This is a genomic window from Pseudomonas granadensis (assembly GCF_900105485.1).
Lineage (GTDB): Bacteria > Pseudomonadota > Gammaproteobacteria > Pseudomonadales > Pseudomonadaceae > Aquipseudomonas > Aquipseudomonas granadensis.
The window spans coordinates 5,533,433-5,551,884 of sequence record NZ_LT629778.1 but is presented as its reverse complement, the minus strand read 5'-3'; the positions used below and the strand labels follow the sequence as shown (position 1 = coordinate 5,551,884).

Here is an 18,452-nt window from a genome sequence, read left to right as displayed (position 1 = left end):
CCCTCGTCGCCATTCCCCAGGTTCGCTGCGGGTATTGCGCAACAGGGTGAAACCGACCACTAAAACAAGAACGAAGACGTGTCTGAGGTAGCTGGGATCAGCAGCGGCAATGCCGGCTGAAACCCGTGCCCGGCCGTCACAGCATGAGGTTGCCGGGACGGCTGCTTCATCGTGGGATGCCATGAATTTCATTCTTTACTCGGACGTCAACGATCGCTCCATCAGTCAAAGTCTGGGGCGGCCGGAATACAGTTACTATTTCGTGCTCAAGGCCTATCGCCCGGTGCTGGAAAGCCTTGGCCAGGTGCATGTGGTGGCCTCGCCTGACGACGTCGATCCGTTGTATCTGCAATTGCGTCAGGCCGGTGAAGACTGCCTGTTCCTGTCGTTTGCGCCGCCACACAAAACGCCGACCGGGCTGCAATGCCCGATGGTCTGCGTGATTGCCTGGGAGTATGACTCGATCCCCAGCGAATTCGCCGCCGGCGATGAGCGCCAGGACTGGCGCCCGATGCTCGCGCGCCATGGCCGGGTAATCACCTTGTCCACCCACACCGCGCAGGCCATTCGCCGCAGCCTCGGTGCAGATTTCCCGGTACTGGTATTGCCCACGCCGCTATGGGAACGCTTCGCTCAAGTGCGCCAGGACTACCCCAGTGTCCCGGTAAACCCCGGCAGTACCTTGCAGATCAAGGGCTGCATCATCGACAGCCGCGCATTGGGCCTGTCGGCCGATGGCTTGATCGCACCGATTCACAATGAACAGGAGCTGGAGATCCGGGGCCTCGCTGAACCAGCCGATGAGCCGCCGCCCGAGCCGGAACCCCCGCCCGAGCTGACCCTGCGGCGAAGGCTTTTGATCAGCAAGCATTATTTGCGTGAGGGCTACCGGGCGCTGACGACGCCTTCCGAGCACCGGCCGCTGTTTCTGCTCAAGCACAACCTGTTGCAGTGGTATCGCGAAGCGCTCAGTGATCTATTCACCGGGGCTGACCGGCAGGCGCTCGCCGATGCGCCCGCGCCTGCTGTCGATTGCTTGCCCGTCACGGTGGAGCAAGCGCAAGAGCAGGCCGAACACCCGCAAGCCGTACTGCCCGACACCGACACACAGGTGCAGGTCGACGTCAGCGGTGTGGTGTATGTCAGCGTGTTCAATCCAGAGGACGGGCGCAAGAACTGGCATCACCTGATCACCGCGTTCTGCTGGGCCATGCGCGATGTCGAAGACGCCACGCTGGTGCTGAAAATCACCCAGAACGATCTGTCGAGTTACTACGTTCATCTGATCACGTTGCTTTCGCAACTGTCGCCGTTTGCCTGCCGGGTGGTGGTGATGCACGGCTATCTCGAGGACGAGGAGTTTGCCCGCCTGTATGGCGCCGCCAGTTTTTACGTCAACGCGTCGCGTTGCGAAGGGTTGTGCCTGCCGTTGATGGAATTCATGTCCTGCGCACGACCGGTGATTGCGCCTGACCACACCGCCATGGGCGATTACATCGACGAACGTGTCGGCTTCATCGTCAAATCGAGCCGCGAGCCGACCATCTGGCCGGAAGACGTGCGCATTCTCTATCGCACCCTGCGCCATCGCCCTGATTGGGGCTCATTGAAAGCCGCTTATGAAAACAGCTATGCCATGGCCAAACAGCAACCAGAGGCCTATCAGGCAATGGCGGCCGCGGCCAGTGAACGCATGCGTGAATATTGCGGTTTAGCGCCGGTGCAGCAGCGCGTAAAAACGTTTTTCGACCTGCAGGCGCCGGGTGAAATGACGCCCGTAGCAATCAAGAGCGGGGCGGCCTCATGCTGATCATCATTCATTCGGAAACCAACAAGAGCAACATCCAGCAGAACCTCGGACGGCCCGAGTACAGCTATTACTTCGTGCTTAAGGAGTTCCGCCCGGTGCTGGAGCGGATTGGTCAGGTGATCGAAGTCAGCAACCCTGACGAACTGGTCGACCGCTTGTATTTCGACTGCCAGAGTCGCGGCGAGGACTGCGTTTTTCTGTCGTTCTCGCCGCCGCATCGCACGCCGATTCATTACGCATGCCCTACCATTCCGGTGTTCGCCTGGGAGTTCAGCACCATCCCCACCGAGAGCTGGCAGGGTGAACCACGGCATGACTGGCGCGTGGTCTTGCAGGCGTGCGGCCGGGCGATCACCCATTCGATGTTCACCGTCAACGCGGTGCGCGATGTGATGGGGGCCGACTATCCGGTGTGCGCGATTCCCGCGCCGGTGTGGGACCGTTTTGCCGCGCGCGGTGAGGCATTGCTCAAGCGACCGGTGGTGGAGGGCATAACGCTCAATCTGCGCGGATTGCTGATCGACAGTCGCGAGACGGATCTGCGTCCGTATGGCCCACCGGGGCTGTGCGAGGGCACACCCATATCCTTTGACGCACCGGCGCAGGATTGCCCGTTGCAGCTGGACGGCGTGGTCTACACCTCGGTGTTCAACCCTTACGACGGACGCAAGAACTGGCAGGACATGATCAGTGCGTTCTGCACCACGTTTCGCGAGGTCAGCGATGCGACGTTGGTGTTGAAGCTGACGCATCACGACATCGCCAATGCACTGACCGACATGCTCCATCACTTGTACAAGAACCAGTTTTATCAGTGCCGGATCGTGCTGATCCACGGCTATCTGGCCGACGCCGACTACGAGGCGCTGGTGCAGGCCACCAGTTACGTGGTCAACAGTTCCTATGGCGAAGGCCAATGCTTGCCGCTGATGGAATTCATGTCCTGCGGTAAACCGGCGATTGCCCCGGTCAACACGGCGATGGCCGATTACATCAGCGGCGACAACGCATTCCTGGTCGATTTCACCGAAGAACTCACGGCCTGGCCGCACGACCCGCGCGCGGCGTACCGCACCCTGCGTTACATGACCGTTTGGGATTCATTGTGTGGGGCCTATCGCGATAGCTACGCGGTGGCGAAAAACGATCCGCAGCGTTATGCCGCCATGTCGGGTGCAGCGGTGCAAAGCCTGCAACGCTTCTGCAGCCAGGCCAGCACCGAGCAACGCTTGCGCGCCTTCCTCGAGTCGCCGTTGCCCGCCGTCGCGCCGTTGCCTGCACAAGCTTCGCTCGCATGATCAGGCGACTGCTCGCGCGATGGCTGCCGGCACGCGCCGCGCAACCTGTGGCGGAAACGCCGGCAACGCTGTCGCCGCGCGATGTCGGTTTGCACGACGCGGTGCTCGACGGCTGGTTCCTCAACGACAGCGGCGAGCTGCTCAAGGGCTTTGCGATAACCGCCGACGACAGTGTGCTTGACGTCGGTTGCGGCGAAGGCGTGGCGACGCTGTTCGCCGTGCGTCAGGGGGCTTCGGTGATCTTCACCGACAGCGAACACGACAAGGTGCGTGACCTTGCGCAGCAGGTCGAGGCACACGGCGCAAAAGCCAGTCTTGGTCTGGTCAGCAACAGTTTGCCGTTGCCGCTGGCGGACGGCTGCGCGAGCAAGGTGGTGTGCATGGAAGTGCTGGAACACATCGCCGAACCCGAGCCGTTCATGGCCGAGCTGGTGCGCATGGGACGTCCCGGCGCGCAGTATCTGCTCAGCGTCCCGGCACCTGCCGGTGAACATCTGCAGAAAGGCATCGCCCCGGCCAGCTACTACCAGTCACCCAACCATGTGCAGATTTTCAGCGCAGAGCGCTTCGCCGCGTTGGTGGAGGAGGCGGGCCTGGTGATCGAGCATCGTCAGGCCAGCGGCTTCTTCTGGGTGATGGGCATGATCTTTTTCTGGGCCGGCGAACGCGCCGCCGGACGTGATCCGGGTGGTGCGGTGCGTGACCGCATCCAGCCGCCGTTCATGCCGTTGATGGAGAGCTGGGCGCGAACCTGGCAGGACTTGCTCACGCAGCCTGGCGGACTGGCGATCAAACAGACCCTCGACAGCTTCCTGCCCAAGAGCCAGGTGATCATCGCTCGAAAGCCACTCGATGCCGGGGATGCGCCATGAGCGGCAAACGCATCATGGACATCGAAGTGCTGCGCGCCATCGCGGTATTGGGCGTGCTGTTTCACCACTTGCAAGGCAGCCTGTTCACCGATGCCGTGCCGCTGCTGACAACAATCCATGCCTGGGCGCAGCCGTGGTGGGGCGTCGACCTGTTTTTCGCCATCTCCGGTTTTGTCATCGCGCGCAGCCTGATCCCGGCCTTGCAAGGCTGCACCAGTCGCCAGCAATACTGGCAGCAGACGCGCAACTTCTGGCTGCGCCGCGCCTTTCGCTTGTTGCCTTCGGCCTGGCTGTGGCTGGCGCTGATGTTGCTGGCGTGCCTGTTCGTCAACCGTTCGGGAGCGTTCGGTACGCTGTCGGCGAACTGGCAAGCGACCCTTGCCGGGGTCTTTCAGTACGCCAACTTTCGCTTCGCCGACAGCTTCTTCCGCTATGAATATGGCAGCAGTTTCGTCTACTGGAGTCTGGCGTTGGAGGAGCAGTTCTACCTGCTGTTTCCGCTGCTGATCGTGCTCTGTCGCAAGCATCTGGTGTGGGTGCTGCTGGCGCTGATCGCGGTGCAGATTTTTACGCTGCGTACGCCGTTGCTGATGGTGGTGCGTACCGATGCGCTGGCCCTCGGCGTGCTGCTGGCGATGTGGAGCGCGCAGCCGGGCTATCAACGCTGGCGACCGGATGTTTTGCGCCGGCCCTGGCTGGGAATCGGCGCGTTGATCCTGATCGCTGCGCTGCTGAGTTTCATGGCCACCGACCGCTTCACCTTCGCCTGGTATCGCATCGGTTCGATCGCCGTGCTCAGCGCGGTTCTGGTGTGGATCGCCTCGTACGATCGAAACTATCTGATGCCGGCCGGTGCGCTGCAGCGCCTGCTGGGATGGGTCGGCAGCCGTTCCTACGGCATCTATCTGATCCACATCCCGGCCTATCAACTGGTGCGAGAGCTGATCTTTCGCTTGCAAAGCGCCGGTCTGCCCAGCCCCGCCGGCCACCCGATCCTGACGCTGCTGATCGCCTTCGGCCTGATCGTGTTGCTCAGTGAACTGAATTACCGTCTGGTCGAAATGCCCATGCGCAACCGCGGTGCCGCACTGGTGCGACGCCTCGGTACCGCGCGATCCGCCGCCCCTGCCTCTGGAGTCACCTCATGCTGAGCCTGTTGAAAAAACTCACGGCGGCGACGCCAGCCCCGGCGTCGACGCAATCTGTTGCGCCGGTCGCCAGCAAAGTCGATCCGTACATGCTCGGCTTGTACGATGCCAAGCTCAGTGGCTGGTTCAACCAGGAAACCAACGAGCTGTTCAAAGGCTTCGTGGTGTCTGCCGACGATACGTTGCTGGATGTCGGTTGTGGCGACGGCGGCAACGTGCATTTCTGCGGTATGCGCGGGGCCAGGATCATCATCGCTGACATCGACGCGGCCAAGGTCGAAGCGACCCGTCAACGCCTGAGCGATACTCCGGCGCGGGACGTCGAATGCCACGTCACCGATTGCAACCCGCTGCCGCTTGCCGATGCGACGGCCACGCGCGTGGTGTCTACCGAGGTGATCGAACACGTCGACGACCCGGCGCAGTTTCTCGCCGAGCTGGTGCGCGTCGGCAAACCGGGTGCGTTGTACCTGTTGAGCGTGCCGCATCCCAGCTCTGAAGACCTGCAGAAGGACATTGCCGCGGCAGAGTATTTCCAGAAGCCCAACCACATCCGCATCCTCAGCGAAGAACAGTTCAAGACGCTGGTCAGCGACGCCGGGCTGGAGATCATCAGTCACAGCCAGTACGGTTTTTACTGGTCGATGTGGATGCTGCTGTTCTGGGAAGCCAAAGTCGATTTCAGCAATCCGGACCATCCGTTGCTCAACCACTGGGCCGAAACCTGGCAAGCGCTGCTGGATTCGCCGCGCGGTGCACAGATCAAGCAGGCGCTGGATGCGGTCGTAGCGAAAAGTCAGGTCATCATCGCGCGCAAGCCCTGACACATTCCTGTAGGAGTGAGCCTGCTCGCGATAGCGTTGAGTCAGTCGAAACAGTTTTAACTGACGCACCGCTATCGCGAGCAGGCTCGCTCAGGGGTTTTGTGTAACCTTGCGGTCTCGCTTTCAAGGATCTGCAAGGTATGCGGCGTCTCGTCGGTCTATGTATTTTGATGCTGCTGTGTGCCTGCAAACCGCAGGATGCGCCGCCCCTCGACCAGCAACTGTATGTATGGCAACGCCAGTGGACACCTGCCCACGAGGTAGCGTTGCGCGACAGCCGCGCGGATTTTTCCACGCTGCGGGTGCTGGCGTTGCAAGCGTTTCCGAACGCAGGCTGGAGCCGGGCGCGGATTGATGCGCCGTTGCTGAAGGCCGATGGCCGGGCGTTGATTGCGGTAGTGCGGCTCGACGGCCAACTCAAGGCGCTGGATCAGGAGCACGTCACCGCGCAGATTCTGCAGGTGCTCGCCGATTGGCAGGCGCAGGGCCTGACAGTGAGCGGCATCGAAATCGACCACGACGCCGGTAGCGCGCGCTTGCCGGCCTACGCTGAATTCCTCAAACAGCTGCGCTCGGCATTGCCGACGACGTTGCCGCTGAGCATCACCGCGCTGCCGGCTTGGCTCGACAGTCCGCAACTGCCCGCGCTGCTGCAAACTGTCGACAGCAGCGTGCTGCAAGTGCATGCGGTCAGCGATCCTCGGCGCGGTCTGTTCGATCCCGAGCAAGCGCTGAAGTGGACCAGGGCATGGGCCCGCATCACTGACAAGCCGTTCTATCTGGCACTGCCTGCCTATGGCGTGGCGTTGTTGCCGGATGACGGTGGGGCACCGGTGGTGGAAAGCGAAGTACGACTGGAGCGGGGCGGTCAGCGTCGGGAACTGCTTGCCGATCCGCTGCAACTCAGCCGGCTCGGCCAAACATTACGCGATGATCCGCCGAAGCACCTGGCCGGGCTGATCTGGTTCCGCCTGCCGCTGGCCAATGACCGTCGCGCCTGGAGCCTGACTACGCTGGCGGCGGTTGCCCGTGGCAATCAACTGAACAGTCGGCTCAGCGTGACGCTCAGCGAACACGCCGGCCTCTACGACATCCAGCTCATCAACTCGGGCAATCTCGACAGTGCCTGGCCTGCGCAAATCGTCCTGAAGGCAAAAAACTGCGAAGGCGCCGATGCGCTCATTGGTTACTCGTTGCAACAAAGTGCCGATCTGCTTACCTTCACCCGCCTGCGCGACGGCCGCTTGCCGGCGGGCGGACAACGCGCCATCGGTTGGGCGCGTTGCGCCAATATTGATCAAGGAGGTTCGCATGTTGTCCCGTAACTGGCCGCGTCATCTGTTTTGCCTGAGCCTCAGCCTGCCGCTGGGTTCGGCGCTGGCCTGCGGGCCGGATTTTCCGATGCGCCTGCTCGACGATCGCGGTCAGACCTTGGCCGATCTGCCCGAAGGCAACTTCAATTTCGAGCTCAGTCGTCTGGGTAAAACCATCGCCGGACTGAAGAACGCGACCGCTATCACGCACAATCCCAACGATATGTACGGCGAAGAAAACGCTGCCGCCATCGCTCGGGAACAAGCCGAGCAGGCAGGCCTGAGCGCCGAGCAGCAAGCCTTGGTCAAACGACTGCGCGGTCTGACCGATGCGCGCCAGGTCGAAGTACAGGGCGCCAGTCTTCCCGCGGAAATCCGTTGGTACGTTGCCGGCGCCGTAGCCTTTGCGACCGGTGATCATCAACAGGCAATCGAATACTTCAACAAAGTGCTGGCGCTGCCAGCCGATCAGCGTCCGCTGCGCAGCACCTGGGCGGCCTATTCACTGGGCCGCACATGGCTGGCGGCGAGCGCTGAGGCCACTGATGCGATCTCCGCACTGGAGCAGGCAGGCGCGGCGTACCGCCAGACGCGGCAGCTGAGCGTCGATGGCTTCAGTGATCCGCTGGAACTGGGCGTGGCCAGCCTCGGCGAGGAAGCACGGGTGCTGCGCAGCGCCGGTGACTGGAGCGGCGCCATCGAATTGTACGAAGCGCAGAACCTGCACGGTTCGGCGGTGGGTTACACCTCGCTGAAACAATTGATGAATGAATTGGCGGAGCTGCCCGAGGCTGAACTGGCGAAACTGCTCGAGCATAAAGCGGTGCAGCAATTGGTCACGGCATCGCTGGTCAGTCGGCAGGGCTGGTCGTTTGGCGATCAGCCACCGAACGAAAAGAAACTGGTAACGCTGCTGCAAAACAGCACCCGTGGCAGCCTCGACAATGCTGATCGTCTGGCGGCGATGAGTTATCAACAGGGTGATTACGCAAGCGCCAAAGCCTTTCTGGTCAATGCTGGAGACGGCGGTCTCGCGTGGTGGTTAAGAGCCAAACTGGCCGTGCGTGACGGCGATAAAACGGCCGCTGCCGCGGCGTATTCGAAAGCCGCGCAAGCCTTTCCGCAGACTGAAGACTGGGGTTACCGACGCACACCGGACTGGGCCTTTGAAACCGTGCAGCCGAAGTGCCGGGTCGAAGGCGAGAGCGCGATCCTGGCGTTGCAACGCGGCGAGTACTTGCAAGCGTTCGTGCAGTTGTATCGCAGCAACAGCGTCTATTGGTTCGATGCCGCGACTGTGGCCGAGCGCGTGCTGACGGTCGATGAGCTGAAACGCTACGTCGACGAGAACGTCCCTGCGCCGCCAGCGCTGACCCCGCAGCAGCGCGACAACTATGTGCCGCTGCCGGTGGCTGCCAGCCTGCGCAATCTGCTCGGTCGGCAGCCTGCTGCGCGAAGGCCATTATCAGGAGGCAGTGGTTTACTTCGACAACCCGGACCTGCAGAACAAGGCGCGCCTCTACGGCGAACAACGCCTCAAGGCCGACGCCGCGTGGTGGCCTACCAAACGCGCGAGTGCCTTGTACAACGCCGCGTGGACGGCCCGCGAATGGGGCATGGATATTCTCGGTTACGAAATGGCCCCGGATTACGCCACGTTCGGCGGCAATTACAGCCTGGAAAGCGCCGAGCTGAAGGTCGGGCCGCTGGTATCCGAAGCAGAAGTGCAACGCCAGCATGCCAGCGCTGCGCAGCCGGATCAGCGTTACCACTATCGTTTTGTCGCCACCGAACTGGCGGGCCGCGCCGCCGACAACCTGCCGCATACCAGTCAGGCCTTTGCCGCGGTGTTGTGCAATGCGGCCGGCTGGAACAGCAGCCTGGAAGACCAGAGCGCGCTGTATCAGCGTTACGTCAGGCAAGGCCCATACGTACCGTGGGCGGTGGATTTCGGCAATCAATGCCCGTACCCGGATTTCGAGAACGCTGACAAGCGTTACGTGACGCAGGTTACCGATGCCGTACGCGCGTCGCTGCGGCCGTACAAGTGGCCAGTGCAGATCGGCGCGTTGGCGCTGGTGGTCGCTGCGGCGTTGCTGCTGATCAGCCGCCGACGGCGCAAGGGGGGCAAAGGCTAGGCTTGCTGGACAAAGGTCAGGCGTACGGCGAAGCCGATCAACAGGCTGCCGAACAGCCACTGCTGTACGCGCTGGGCCGTTGGATGATGTTGTAACCAACGGCCCAGCGCGGCCCCGGTCAGGGCATACGCGCTGTCGAACAGCAGGCCGGTGCCGACCAGCAACCCGCCAAGCACGGCAAACTGGCTGAGCACCGGCGTACCGTCGTTGACAATGAACTGCGGCAAGAGCACCGAGCAGAACAGCAACGCTTTGGGGTTGAGCAGGTTGGTCAGCAGGCCTCGACGAATGGCCGTGCGCCATTGCCCGTTTCGGTCGGCACCTGCTTCAGCGTTCAGCGGCGGCAGCAAGGTGCTGCGCAGGCAGTGCAGGCCGATCCACAGCAGATACGCCGCGCCTGCAAGGCGTACCACCTCGAAGGTCCATGGTGCAGCCTTGAACAGCGCCGCCAGTCCCAATGCGGCGAGCGCTACATGGCAGGCGCGAGCGACGCCCAGACCAATGGCGGTGGCCAGTGCCGGGCCGCGACCCTGACGGGCGCCGGTCTGCAGCAACAGAATCATGTCCGGGCCGGGCAATAAAAGCACCACGGCCAATGCGAGGAAAAACAGCCAGAGATTGGTCATGTTGCAGCCCTTTTTCAGCGGATTCGGTCGGCCAATTCTAGGGCCGAAGGCGGGCGCAGGTGCTTGCGTAGTCCGCTTCAAAAGCGTCGTGCTTTGGCATAACCTGCTGGTTTTCCAAGTCAAAACAATCGAGATCTGCCAACCATGAAACTTGACGCTTTCGATCGCAAGATTCTCGCCGCGCTGCAACGCAACGGCCGCCTGAGCAATGTCGAACTGGCGGAGGAAATCGGCCTGTCGGCCTCGCCGTGCCTGCGCCGGGTGCGGATGCTGGAAGAGGCAGGGGTGATTCGCGGTTATCAGGCCAACCTCGATCGAGATGAAGTCGGACTGGGGCTGACGGTGTTTGTCGGGGTCAAGGTCGAGCGGCACAACGAAGAACGGGCCAATGCGTTCTATGCCGCCGTTACCGCATTGCCGGAGGTGATTTCAGCGTTTCTGGTGTCGGGCGAGTCGGATTTCCTGCTGCAAGTGGTGGTGCCGGACCTGCGTGCCTATGACCGTTTTGTCAGCAGTCATCTATTGAAACTGCCGGGAGTCAGCGACATTCGCAGCAACTTCGCCATTCACACGGTGAAGACGCCCGGGCCTTTACCGCTGGGGCATCTACCGGCCTGAAAACGGGGTGCCTTCATCGCTAGCAGGGCTAGCTCCCACACCATCCATTGTGGGAGCCAGCCTGCTGGCGATGGCGATAGCCGTTCAACGCTTACATCTGTGTCGCCATCCCCTCAACATTCATTGCCGCCTGGCGTAACGCCTCTGAGCGGGTCGGATGCGGGTGACAGGTCAGGGCAATGTCTTCAGCCGAGGCGCTGAATTCCATCGCCACGCAAAACTCGCCAATCATTTCGCTGACGCTCGGGCCCACCAGATGTACGCCAAGCACTTCATCGGTGCGCTCGTCGGCGAGGACTTTGGCAAAGCCCTCGGTTTCGTGATTGATCTTCGCCCGGCTGTTGGCGGTGAAGGGGAATTTGCCGACCTTGTAGGCGCGACCTTCAGCTTTCAGTTGCTCTTCGGTCTTGCCGACGCTGGCCAGTTCCGGCCGGGTGTAGATCACGTTGGGGATCAGCTCGTAATTGACCTCGCCGGCCTTGCCGTGGATTTGCTCGATACAGGCCATGGCTTCGTCTTCGGCCTTGTGCGCGAGCATCGGCCCTGACGTCACGTCGCCGATCACCCAAACGCCGGGAGCTTCGGTGCGGTGTTGTTTGTTGGCAAGCATGCCGCGCTTGTCGGTACTCAGTCCGACATTTTCCAGCCCCAGACCTGCGGTGTAGGGACGGCGACCGATGGCCACCAGCACGTAATCAGCCTCCAGTAACTCGGCGCTACCGCCGGCGGCGGGCTCAATGTTGAGTTGCACGCCGCTGGCAGAGGACGTAGCGCTGGTGACTTTCGAACTCAGTTTGAAGTTGATGCCCTGTTTGCCCAGCGCGCGCTGCAAGGTTTTACCCGCCTCAGCGTCGACACCGGGACAGATGCGGTCGAGGTATTCGATCACCGTTACCTGCGCGCCTAGCCGCCGCCAGACAGATCCGAGTTCCAGACCGATCACGCCGGCACCGATGACCACCAGATGGCGGGGCACTTCACTCAAGGACAACGCGCCGGTGGAATCGAGGATGCGCTGGTTGTCGATCTCGACGCCGGGCAGGGGAGTGGGCTCTGAACCGGTGGCGATGATGATGTCTTTCGCGGTCAGTTCGACCTTGTTGCCCTGATGCTCAGTCACGCTGACTTTGCCAGGGCCGTCGATGTGGCCCCAGCCCTTGATCCAGTCGACTTTGTTTTTGCGAAAGAGAAACTCGATGCCCTTGGTCAGGCCAGCGACGCTTTCATCTTTCTGTTTCATCATCTGCGCCAGGTTCAGGGTCGGTTTGACCTCGATGCCGAGGTTGGCGAATTCCGTACCCATCGCAGCCTCGTACAGTTCCGAGGCATGCAGCAAGGCTTTTGAAGGCATGCAGCCGACATTGAGGCAGGTGCCGCCGAGCGTTGCGCGCCCCTCCACGCAAGCGGCCCTGAGACCCAGCTGGCCAGCACGAATCGCTGCGTTATAACCGCCGGGACCGCCGCCCAGAATCACTACGTCATAGTTGCTCATGCGCTTGCTCCTGCCCGATGGATAAGGATTGTTGACGTTAGTCATGAAATAAAATTACGGGCGTAATATGTGCGCGTTCAGACATTTCGGTCAAGGCTTCAGGCAAACGAGAGGTTTGGCCTCTTTGAATAAGCGCGAATATGGACGAATATTTCACGCTTTTCGTTATATCGTAACGACACAAACGCAGGCCATTCAGTTTGGGGTGATATGCAAGTCGATCTGCAAGTTGAGGGCACGCAAGTGGCCGGACTGCCACGGTTCCAGCAGGCAGCCGTTCAGGGCCGGCGGCTACGACGCTGGGCGCTGGGTCTTGGCGGGTTGGCAGGGGCGGGCGTGGTGGTGGCGCTGTTTGTCGGGTTGTTCGCGCCGCAATCATTGTGGCAACCGTTATTGCTCAATCAAAGTGCCGCGTTGTTGGTGTTGGTTGCAGGTTTGCAGTCGGCCTGGTGGTTGACGCAATGGCGTGTACGGGCGATCGATCCCATGCCCTCGACTGCGCTCGCAGACGAGCAATTTTCGCCAGCAGAAGGCTGGTACGAGCGATTGCTTGATCGCCTGAGCCAGCGCGGTCTGCATCTGCTCGGCCAGATTGGCGCGGCGACCTTGTGGTTAGCCGGCTGGGCGTTGCTGGCGCTGCTCAGCGTTGAACAAGCGTGGAATCTGACATTGCCGAGCGTGGCGGTGGGCCTGTCCGCCACCGTGGCGGCAGCGCTGGGGTTGCTGTTGGCGTTCGGTTTGCTGGTGTTCGAACGGCAGCTGGCCCAAGAGAACCCGGCGCAATGGCCGGAAGCGGGGTCATTGGCGCAATTGACGCGGGTAACGATCATCACGCTGATATTGAGCGCGCTGTGTTTGTTGTTCGCTGGAGAAAATGCGGTCTGGCCGGTGCGTGTCGCCGTGCTGAGCGGGCTCTTGCCGGGTCTCGTTGCTGTTGAATTCTTGTTGCGTGCGGTGCTTTCGCTGTTCAGCCCACGCCGCGAGCAGCTCGAACCGACGCTGCTGGCGCGCAGTTTCGTCGCCGATATGCTGCGCTGGCCGCCGCAACCCTTGCTCGCTTTGCAGCATGAGTTGCACAACCGATTTGGCATCGATCTTCGGCAGATCTGGGCGTTCAGTTTTATGCGCCGGGCATTGTTTCCGGTGTTGGCCCTGGTGGCGGCGGTGGGTTGGTTGCTTACCGGCATTCATGAAATTCCCTTGCAGGGCCGGGGTATCTACGAACGTTTCGGCAAACCGGTGCAGGTGTTCGGCCCCGGTTTACAGGTGGGGTTGCCTTGGCCGCTGGGGCGCGTGTTGAGCGTTGAAAACGGCGTGGTTCATGAACTGGCGACCAGCGTCGGCGAGAACCCCGCACCGCTGCAAGCCGACCCTGCCGAAGGTCCGGCACCGGCGACAGTCAACCGTTTGTGGGACGCCAGTCACGTCAATGACAAGTCGCAAGTCATCGCCAGCCGTCGCGGTGAGCAGCAAAGCTTCCAGATCGTCAACATGGACGTGCGTTTCGTCTATCGCATCGGCCTGAGCGATCAGGCCGCGTTGGCCGCTACCTATAACAACGCCGACGTGCCGACGCTGATTCGCAGCACCGCCAGCCGGATTCTGGTGCACGACTTTGCCTCGCGTACGCTGGACGTTTTGCTCGGTGAGGACCGCGTCGACCTGGCCAAGGAGATCGGTCGCGCGGTGCAAAGCGATCTGGATTCACTCAACAGCGGCGTAGAAATTCTCGCCACGGTGGTCGAAGCGATTCATCCGCCGGCCGGTGCAGCCAATGCTTATCACAGCGTGCAAGCCGCGCAGATCGGCGCGCAGGCGTTGATAGCCCGCGAGCGGGGTGCCGCCGCGGAAGCAAGCAACCAGGCGCAATTGCAGGCCAGCCTGGCGCGCGATCTAGCCACTGCCAACGCGCGGGAAACCCGTGCCACAGCGCAGGCAGCGGATTTGAAATTCGGCGCCGAACAGAAGGCCTTCGCGAATGCCAGCCAAGCCTTTGTGCTTGAGCAATATTTCAGTCAGCTCAGCCAAGGTCTCAGTAAAGCGCCGCTGCTGATCCTTGATCACCGACTGGGCGGCACCACCAACGCCCCAACCATCGACCTGCGTCATTTCACGTTGCCTGCTGACCCGACGCCCGCACGCACCAACGCTCAACCAGGAGTTGCCCATTGAGCCAGTCGCCTACTCACGATTCGCATGACCACAGCGGCCACGATCACGGCCATGGCGGGCATCACCACCATCACGGGCATCACCATCACCACCACGGTGCGCCGCAAGAGGCTGGCCCGTTTCTGTGGCGGCGCATGGGCTGGGCAGCGTTGCTGGTTGCATTTGCGGTTGCAGCGGCGAGCCTTGTGCAAGTGCGCTCCGGCGAAGCCACAGTCATCACACGCTTCGGCAATCCAGCGCGAGTGTTGCTGGATCCGGGCCTGAGCTGGCGTTGGCCGGCGCCATTCGAGGCGGCCATTCCGGTGGATCTGCGTTTGCGTACCACCTCCAGCGGTTTGCAGGATGTCGGTACCCGTGACGGCTTGCGCATCATCGTTCAGGCTTACGTGGCGTGGCAGGTGCAGGGCGACGCGGACAATGTGCAGCGTTTCATGCGCGCCGTGCAAAACCAGCCGGATGAAGCCGCGCGACAAATTCGCACTTTTGTCGGCTCGGCGCTGGAAACCACTGCCAGCAGCTTTGACCTGGCGAGCCTGGTCAACACCGATGCCAGCAAAGTGCGCATCGCCGATTTCGAGGGGCAGTTGCGCCAACAGATCGATCAGCAGCTACTCGCTACTTACGGCGTGCGCGTCGTGCAAGTCGGCATCGAGCGTTTGACCTTGCCATCCGTCACACTCACCGCCACGGTCGATCGCATGCGTGCGGAGCGTGAAACGATTGCCACCGAACGCACGGCGATCGGTAAACGTGAAGCCGCGCAAATCCGTTCCGCCGCCGAACGCGACGCACGCATCGTGCAGGCTGATGCGACGGTGAAAGCCGCCGACATCGAAGCGCAATCCCGCGTCGAAGCAGCGCAGATTTATGGCCGCGCCTACGCCAGTTCACCGCAGCTGTACAACTTGCTGCGCTCGCTCGACACCCTTGGCACGATCGTCACGCCAGAAACCAAACTGATTTTGCGGACCGATGCGGCGCCGTTTCGCGTGTTGGTCGACGGGCCGCCGGCACTCGACAATAAAGCCGGATTACAGCCATGACTGATGACGTTCCACGTGGAACACAAACATTGAACAGTCCATGGATTCAGGCTGGGCGCCTGGCATTTCTTGCCTTGTACGCGGTGACGGTGCTGGCTGCGCTGGCTTGGGTGTTTTCCAATGTGCGGCAGATCGACCCGCAGAATCGCGCAGTGGTCTTGCATTTCGGGGCGCTGGATCGCATTCAGAATGCTGGCCTGCTATTGGCTTGGCCGCAGCCGTTCGAACAAGTGGTCCTGCTGCCGGCAGCGGATCGGGTGATCGAACGGCGCGTGGAAAACCTGTTGCGCAGCGATGAGGCCTTAAAGGCAGATCGGGTCGCTTCGTTTGCCACGCCGTTGAGCGATGCGCTGGCGGGCTCTGGCTATTTATTGACCGGTGATGCCGGTGTCGTACAGCTGGATGTGCGGGTGTTTTACAAAGTCAGCGCCCCGTATGATTTCGTTCTGCAAGGCGATCATGTCTTGCCGGCACTGGATCGGCTGGTGACTCGTAGTGCATTGGCACTGACCGCCGCGCGCGATCTGGACACCATTCTGGTTGCTCGTCCGGAGCTGATCGGTGCGGACAGCCAGGCCGCCGAGCGCCGTGAGCGGTTGCGCGGTGATCTGGTTCGAGCGATCAATCAGCGCCTGGCTGAACTGAAAGCGAGCGGGCAGGGGATTGGTGTCGAAGCGGCGCGGGTCGATGTGCAATCGAGCTTGCCGGAGCCGGCGGTGAGCGCTTTCAATGCGGTCCTGACCGCCAGCCAGCAAGCTGACAGAGCCGTTGCCAACGCGCGCACCGAGGCGGAAAAGCTCACCCAGACCGCCAACGAACAAGCCGACCGTACGCTGCAGATTGCCCACGCCCAGGCCGGCGAGCGCTTGGCCAAAGCGTCGGCAGATACCGCCACGGTTGCGAGCCTGGCCAAAAGTGCCGACCCGCAGTTGCTCTTGCGTCTGTATCGCGAGCGCGTGCCGAAGATTTTCGGCCAGGCCGGTTCGGTGACCACGGTTAACCCGAAAGACGATTCCCGCCTGATCATTCAGGGAGCCAGCCAATGACTGCGACCACCGCCACGCCGAGCCTGTTGTCCTCGGTCGAACAACGCCGCGCCGCACGACAACTGACCCTGGCCATGCTTGCGCTCGGTTTGCTCGGGCTCGGCCTGATCTGGCGTTGGTGGCTGCCGGAGCAAACCGGGGTCAGCCAATTGCTGTTGGGCTTTGCGTCATTGATGGTCGGGGTGTCGGTGATGCGCTCGGCGTGGTACAGCCTGCGCTATCCGAGCCTGCATGGCATTACCGATCAATTGATTGCGCTGGCCATGCTTGGCGCTTGGGCAACAGGCGATCTGCTCACGGCGGCGTTGTTGCCGATCATCATGATCTTCGGCCATGTGCTGGAGGAACGCAGCGTCATTGGTTCGCAGGAAGCGATTCACGCGCTAGGGCAACTGACGCGCAGCCATGCGCGCAAAATCCAGGCGGACGGCTCGGTCATCGAAGTCGACAACGGCACCCTCAAGCCCGGCGATACCGTTGAGGTGCGGGCCGGTGATCGCGTTCCAGCGGATGGTCGGGTTCTCTCCGGTCAGGCCAGTCTCGATACCGCGTCGATCACTGGCGAATCGGTGCCGGTCGAGGCGGGCGTCGGCATGAGCGTGTTTGGTGGCGCGATCAACCTCGACGGATTACTGCGGATCGAGGTGACGCGCACCGGTGACGAGTCGACCTTGGGCAAAGTCATCGCACTTATGCAGAACGCCGAACGCTCGAAACCGCCGATCACTCGACTGCTTGAACGTTACGCTGGCAGCTACATGATCCTGGTATTGCTGCTGGCCGCTGTGACCTGGTTCATCACCAACGATGCACAGGCGATGCTTGCAGTGCTGGTTGCCGCTTGCCCATGCGCACTGGTGTTGTCGGCACCTGCCACAGCGATTGCCGGCGTCGCAGTAGCGGCGCGTCACGGCATATTGATCCGCAGCTCGGCGTTCCTTGAGGAACTGGCGGATCTGACGTCCTTGGTGGTCGACAAGACCGGAACGCTGACCTACGGCACTTTGCGTCTGCAATCGATCACCGGCGCAGCAGCGGATCATGCGGCGGCGAAGACCTTGGCGGCCAGCCTCGGCGCCGCCAGCAGTCATCCGGTCAGCCGCGCCCTGGCCGGCCTCGTCACTGCGCAAGACTATTTGCCTTTGAGCGATATTCAGGAGCGGCAGGGTCTCGGCGTTGTTGCCATGACCGCGCAGGGCGAAGCGGCACTCGGACGCCCGGAGCTGTTCGCGCAGTTGGGCATCGGTACCACGCCCGTCCCAGAGCACGATGGGCCGATTGCCGGGCTGGCCTTGAGCGGTGAGTTTCTTGCCTGGCTACTGTTGGCCGACAGCGTGAAACCGGAGGCTCGCTTTGCCCTCAGTGAATTGCGTGAGTTGGGTCTCGGCCGGCAGCTTTTGTTGACCGGCGATCGTCAGAGCGTCGCAAACTCGCTGGCACAGGATGTCGGCCTGCACGAGGTCGAAGCGCAGGCCTTGCCGGAAGACAAACTCAATCGCGTGCTCAAGGAAATCGACAGCGGCTTCCGGCCAATGGTGGTTGGCGATGGTATCAACGACTCGCTCGCACTTAAGGCTGGCGTAGTTGGCGTGGCGATGGGCGCGGGCGGCGCGGACATCGCGCTGGCCTCGGCCGATATCGTGTTGATCGGTAGCGACCTGCGCCGGCTCGGCACCTGTGTGCGACTCAGCCGCCAGTGCCGCAAGACCTTGCAGGTCAACGTGATCATCGGATTGGGCTGGACGCTGGCAATCGTCGTCTTTGCAGCATTTGGCTGGCTCGGTGCGGCCGGGGCGATGATCGCTGCGCTGCTGCACAACCTCAGCACCTTGCTGGTGCTCGGTAATGCTGGGCGCTTGCTGCGGTTTCAGGAACCGTTGGTGAAAATAGATGATGAGCTTCGAAACGATTTGTAACGAACTGCCGGCGAAGTTAGCAGTCATTGGTAGAGAGGGCGCTCCATTTCAAGCCGTCATCGGCTGGAAGACGTGGGTGCAGGATGGCCTGTTGGAGCGTCTGCGACGATAGCTTCGGCTAATCAATTCGATAGCC

The 18,452-nt window shown here is 61.8% G+C and carries 13 protein-coding genes and 1 pseudogene; 12 read left to right on the top strand and 2 right to left on the bottom strand.

Annotated elements, in window-relative coordinates; all coding sequences use genetic code 11:
- The first annotated feature begins 181 nt into the window (after positions 1–181).
- The 7 genes and pseudogenes from BLU52_RS24815 to BLU52_RS24785 all read left to right on the top strand — a co-directional run bounded on the left by BLU52_RS24815 (position 182) and on the right by BLU52_RS24785 (position 9,403).
- Positions 182–1,810, top strand: a complete 1,629-nt coding sequence (locus BLU52_RS24815; protein WP_090287767.1) for a glycosyltransferase — start codon at positions 182–184, stop codon at positions 1,808–1,810.
- Positions 1,804–3,108 (top strand): glycosyltransferase, encoded by a 1,305-nt coding sequence (locus tag BLU52_RS24810; protein WP_090287765.1) that lies wholly within the window; start codon positions 1,804–1,806, stop codon positions 3,106–3,108. The genes BLU52_RS24815 and BLU52_RS24810 overlap by 7 nt, the downstream gene beginning before the upstream one ends.
- Positions 3,105–3,980: a class I SAM-dependent methyltransferase gene (locus BLU52_RS24805; protein ID WP_090287763.1), complete on the top strand. Its 876-nt coding sequence runs from the start codon at positions 3,105–3,107 to the stop codon at positions 3,978–3,980. The genes BLU52_RS24810 and BLU52_RS24805 overlap by 4 nt, the downstream gene beginning before the upstream one ends.
- On the top strand, positions 3,977–5,131 hold the full coding sequence (locus BLU52_RS24800) for an acyltransferase family protein (protein WP_090287761.1): 1,155 nt from the start codon (positions 3,977–3,979) through the stop codon (positions 5,129–5,131). The genes BLU52_RS24805 and BLU52_RS24800 overlap by 4 nt, the downstream gene beginning before the upstream one ends.
- On the top strand, positions 5,125–5,952 hold the full coding sequence (locus tag BLU52_RS24795; RefSeq protein WP_090287759.1) for a class I SAM-dependent methyltransferase: 828 nt from the start codon (positions 5,125–5,127) through the stop codon (positions 5,950–5,952). Before BLU52_RS24800 ends, BLU52_RS24795 begins: the two co-directional genes overlap by 7 nt.
- 140 nt (positions 5,953–6,092) lie before the next feature.
- Positions 6,093–7,277 carry a DUF3142 domain-containing protein gene (locus BLU52_RS24790; RefSeq protein ID WP_090287757.1) on the top strand — a complete coding sequence of 395 codons (1,185 nt, stop codon included), beginning with the start codon at positions 6,093–6,095 and terminating at the stop codon, positions 7,275–7,277.
- Positions 7,264–9,403 (top strand): annotated as a pseudogene (locus BLU52_RS24785) (hypothetical protein). Before BLU52_RS24790 ends, BLU52_RS24785 begins: the two are co-directional and overlap by 14 nt.
- Here the strand turns inward: BLU52_RS24785 and BLU52_RS24780 are convergent.
- A complete protein-coding gene (locus tag BLU52_RS24780; protein ID WP_090287755.1) occupies positions 9,400–10,029 on the bottom strand; it encodes a LysE family translocator in 630 nt (209 codons plus the stop codon). The pseudogene BLU52_RS24785 and the gene BLU52_RS24780 overlap by 4 nt on opposite strands.
- A 144-nt stretch (positions 10,030–10,173) precedes the next feature.
- Between BLU52_RS24780 and BLU52_RS24775 the strand changes: the two genes are divergently transcribed.
- Positions 10,174–10,647: an Lrp/AsnC family transcriptional regulator gene (locus BLU52_RS24775; RefSeq protein ID WP_090287752.1), complete on the top strand. Its 474-nt coding sequence runs from the start codon at positions 10,174–10,176 to the stop codon at positions 10,645–10,647.
- Between the two features lie 91 nt (positions 10,648–10,738).
- Here the strand turns inward: BLU52_RS24775 and lpdA are convergent, their stop codons facing one another.
- Positions 10,739–12,139, bottom strand: coding sequence for a dihydrolipoyl dehydrogenase (gene lpdA, locus BLU52_RS24770; RefSeq protein ID WP_090287750.1), 1,401 nt, complete (start codon positions 12,137–12,139; stop codon positions 10,739–10,741).
- Positions 12,140–12,349: 210 nt separating this feature from the next.
- Between lpdA and hflK (BLU52_RS24765) the strand changes: the two genes are divergently transcribed.
- The 4 genes from hflK (BLU52_RS24765) to BLU52_RS24750 are packed head-to-tail and all read left to right on the top strand — an operon-like array spanning position 12,350 to position 18,316.
- Entirely contained in the window at positions 12,350–14,311 is a 1,962-nt protein-coding gene (gene hflK / locus BLU52_RS24765) for a protease modulator HflK (RefSeq protein ID WP_090287747.1), read from the top strand.
- A complete protein-coding gene (gene hflC, locus BLU52_RS24760; RefSeq protein ID WP_090287745.1) occupies positions 14,308–15,354 on the top strand; it encodes a protease modulator HflC in 1,047 nt (348 codons plus the stop codon). The genes hflK (BLU52_RS24765) and hflC overlap by 4 nt, the downstream gene beginning before the upstream one ends.
- Positions 15,351–16,400 (top strand): protease modulator HflK, encoded by a 1,050-nt coding sequence (gene hflK, locus BLU52_RS24755; protein WP_090287743.1) that lies wholly within the window; start codon positions 15,351–15,353, stop codon positions 16,398–16,400. Before hflC ends, hflK (BLU52_RS24755) begins: the two co-directional genes overlap by 4 nt.
- On the top strand, positions 16,397–18,316 hold the full coding sequence (locus tag BLU52_RS24750) for a cation-translocating P-type ATPase (RefSeq protein ID WP_090287741.1): 1,920 nt from the start codon (positions 16,397–16,399) through the stop codon (positions 18,314–18,316). Before hflK (BLU52_RS24755) ends, BLU52_RS24750 begins: the two co-directional genes overlap by 4 nt.
- The last annotated feature ends 136 nt before the right edge of the window (positions 18,317–18,452 follow it).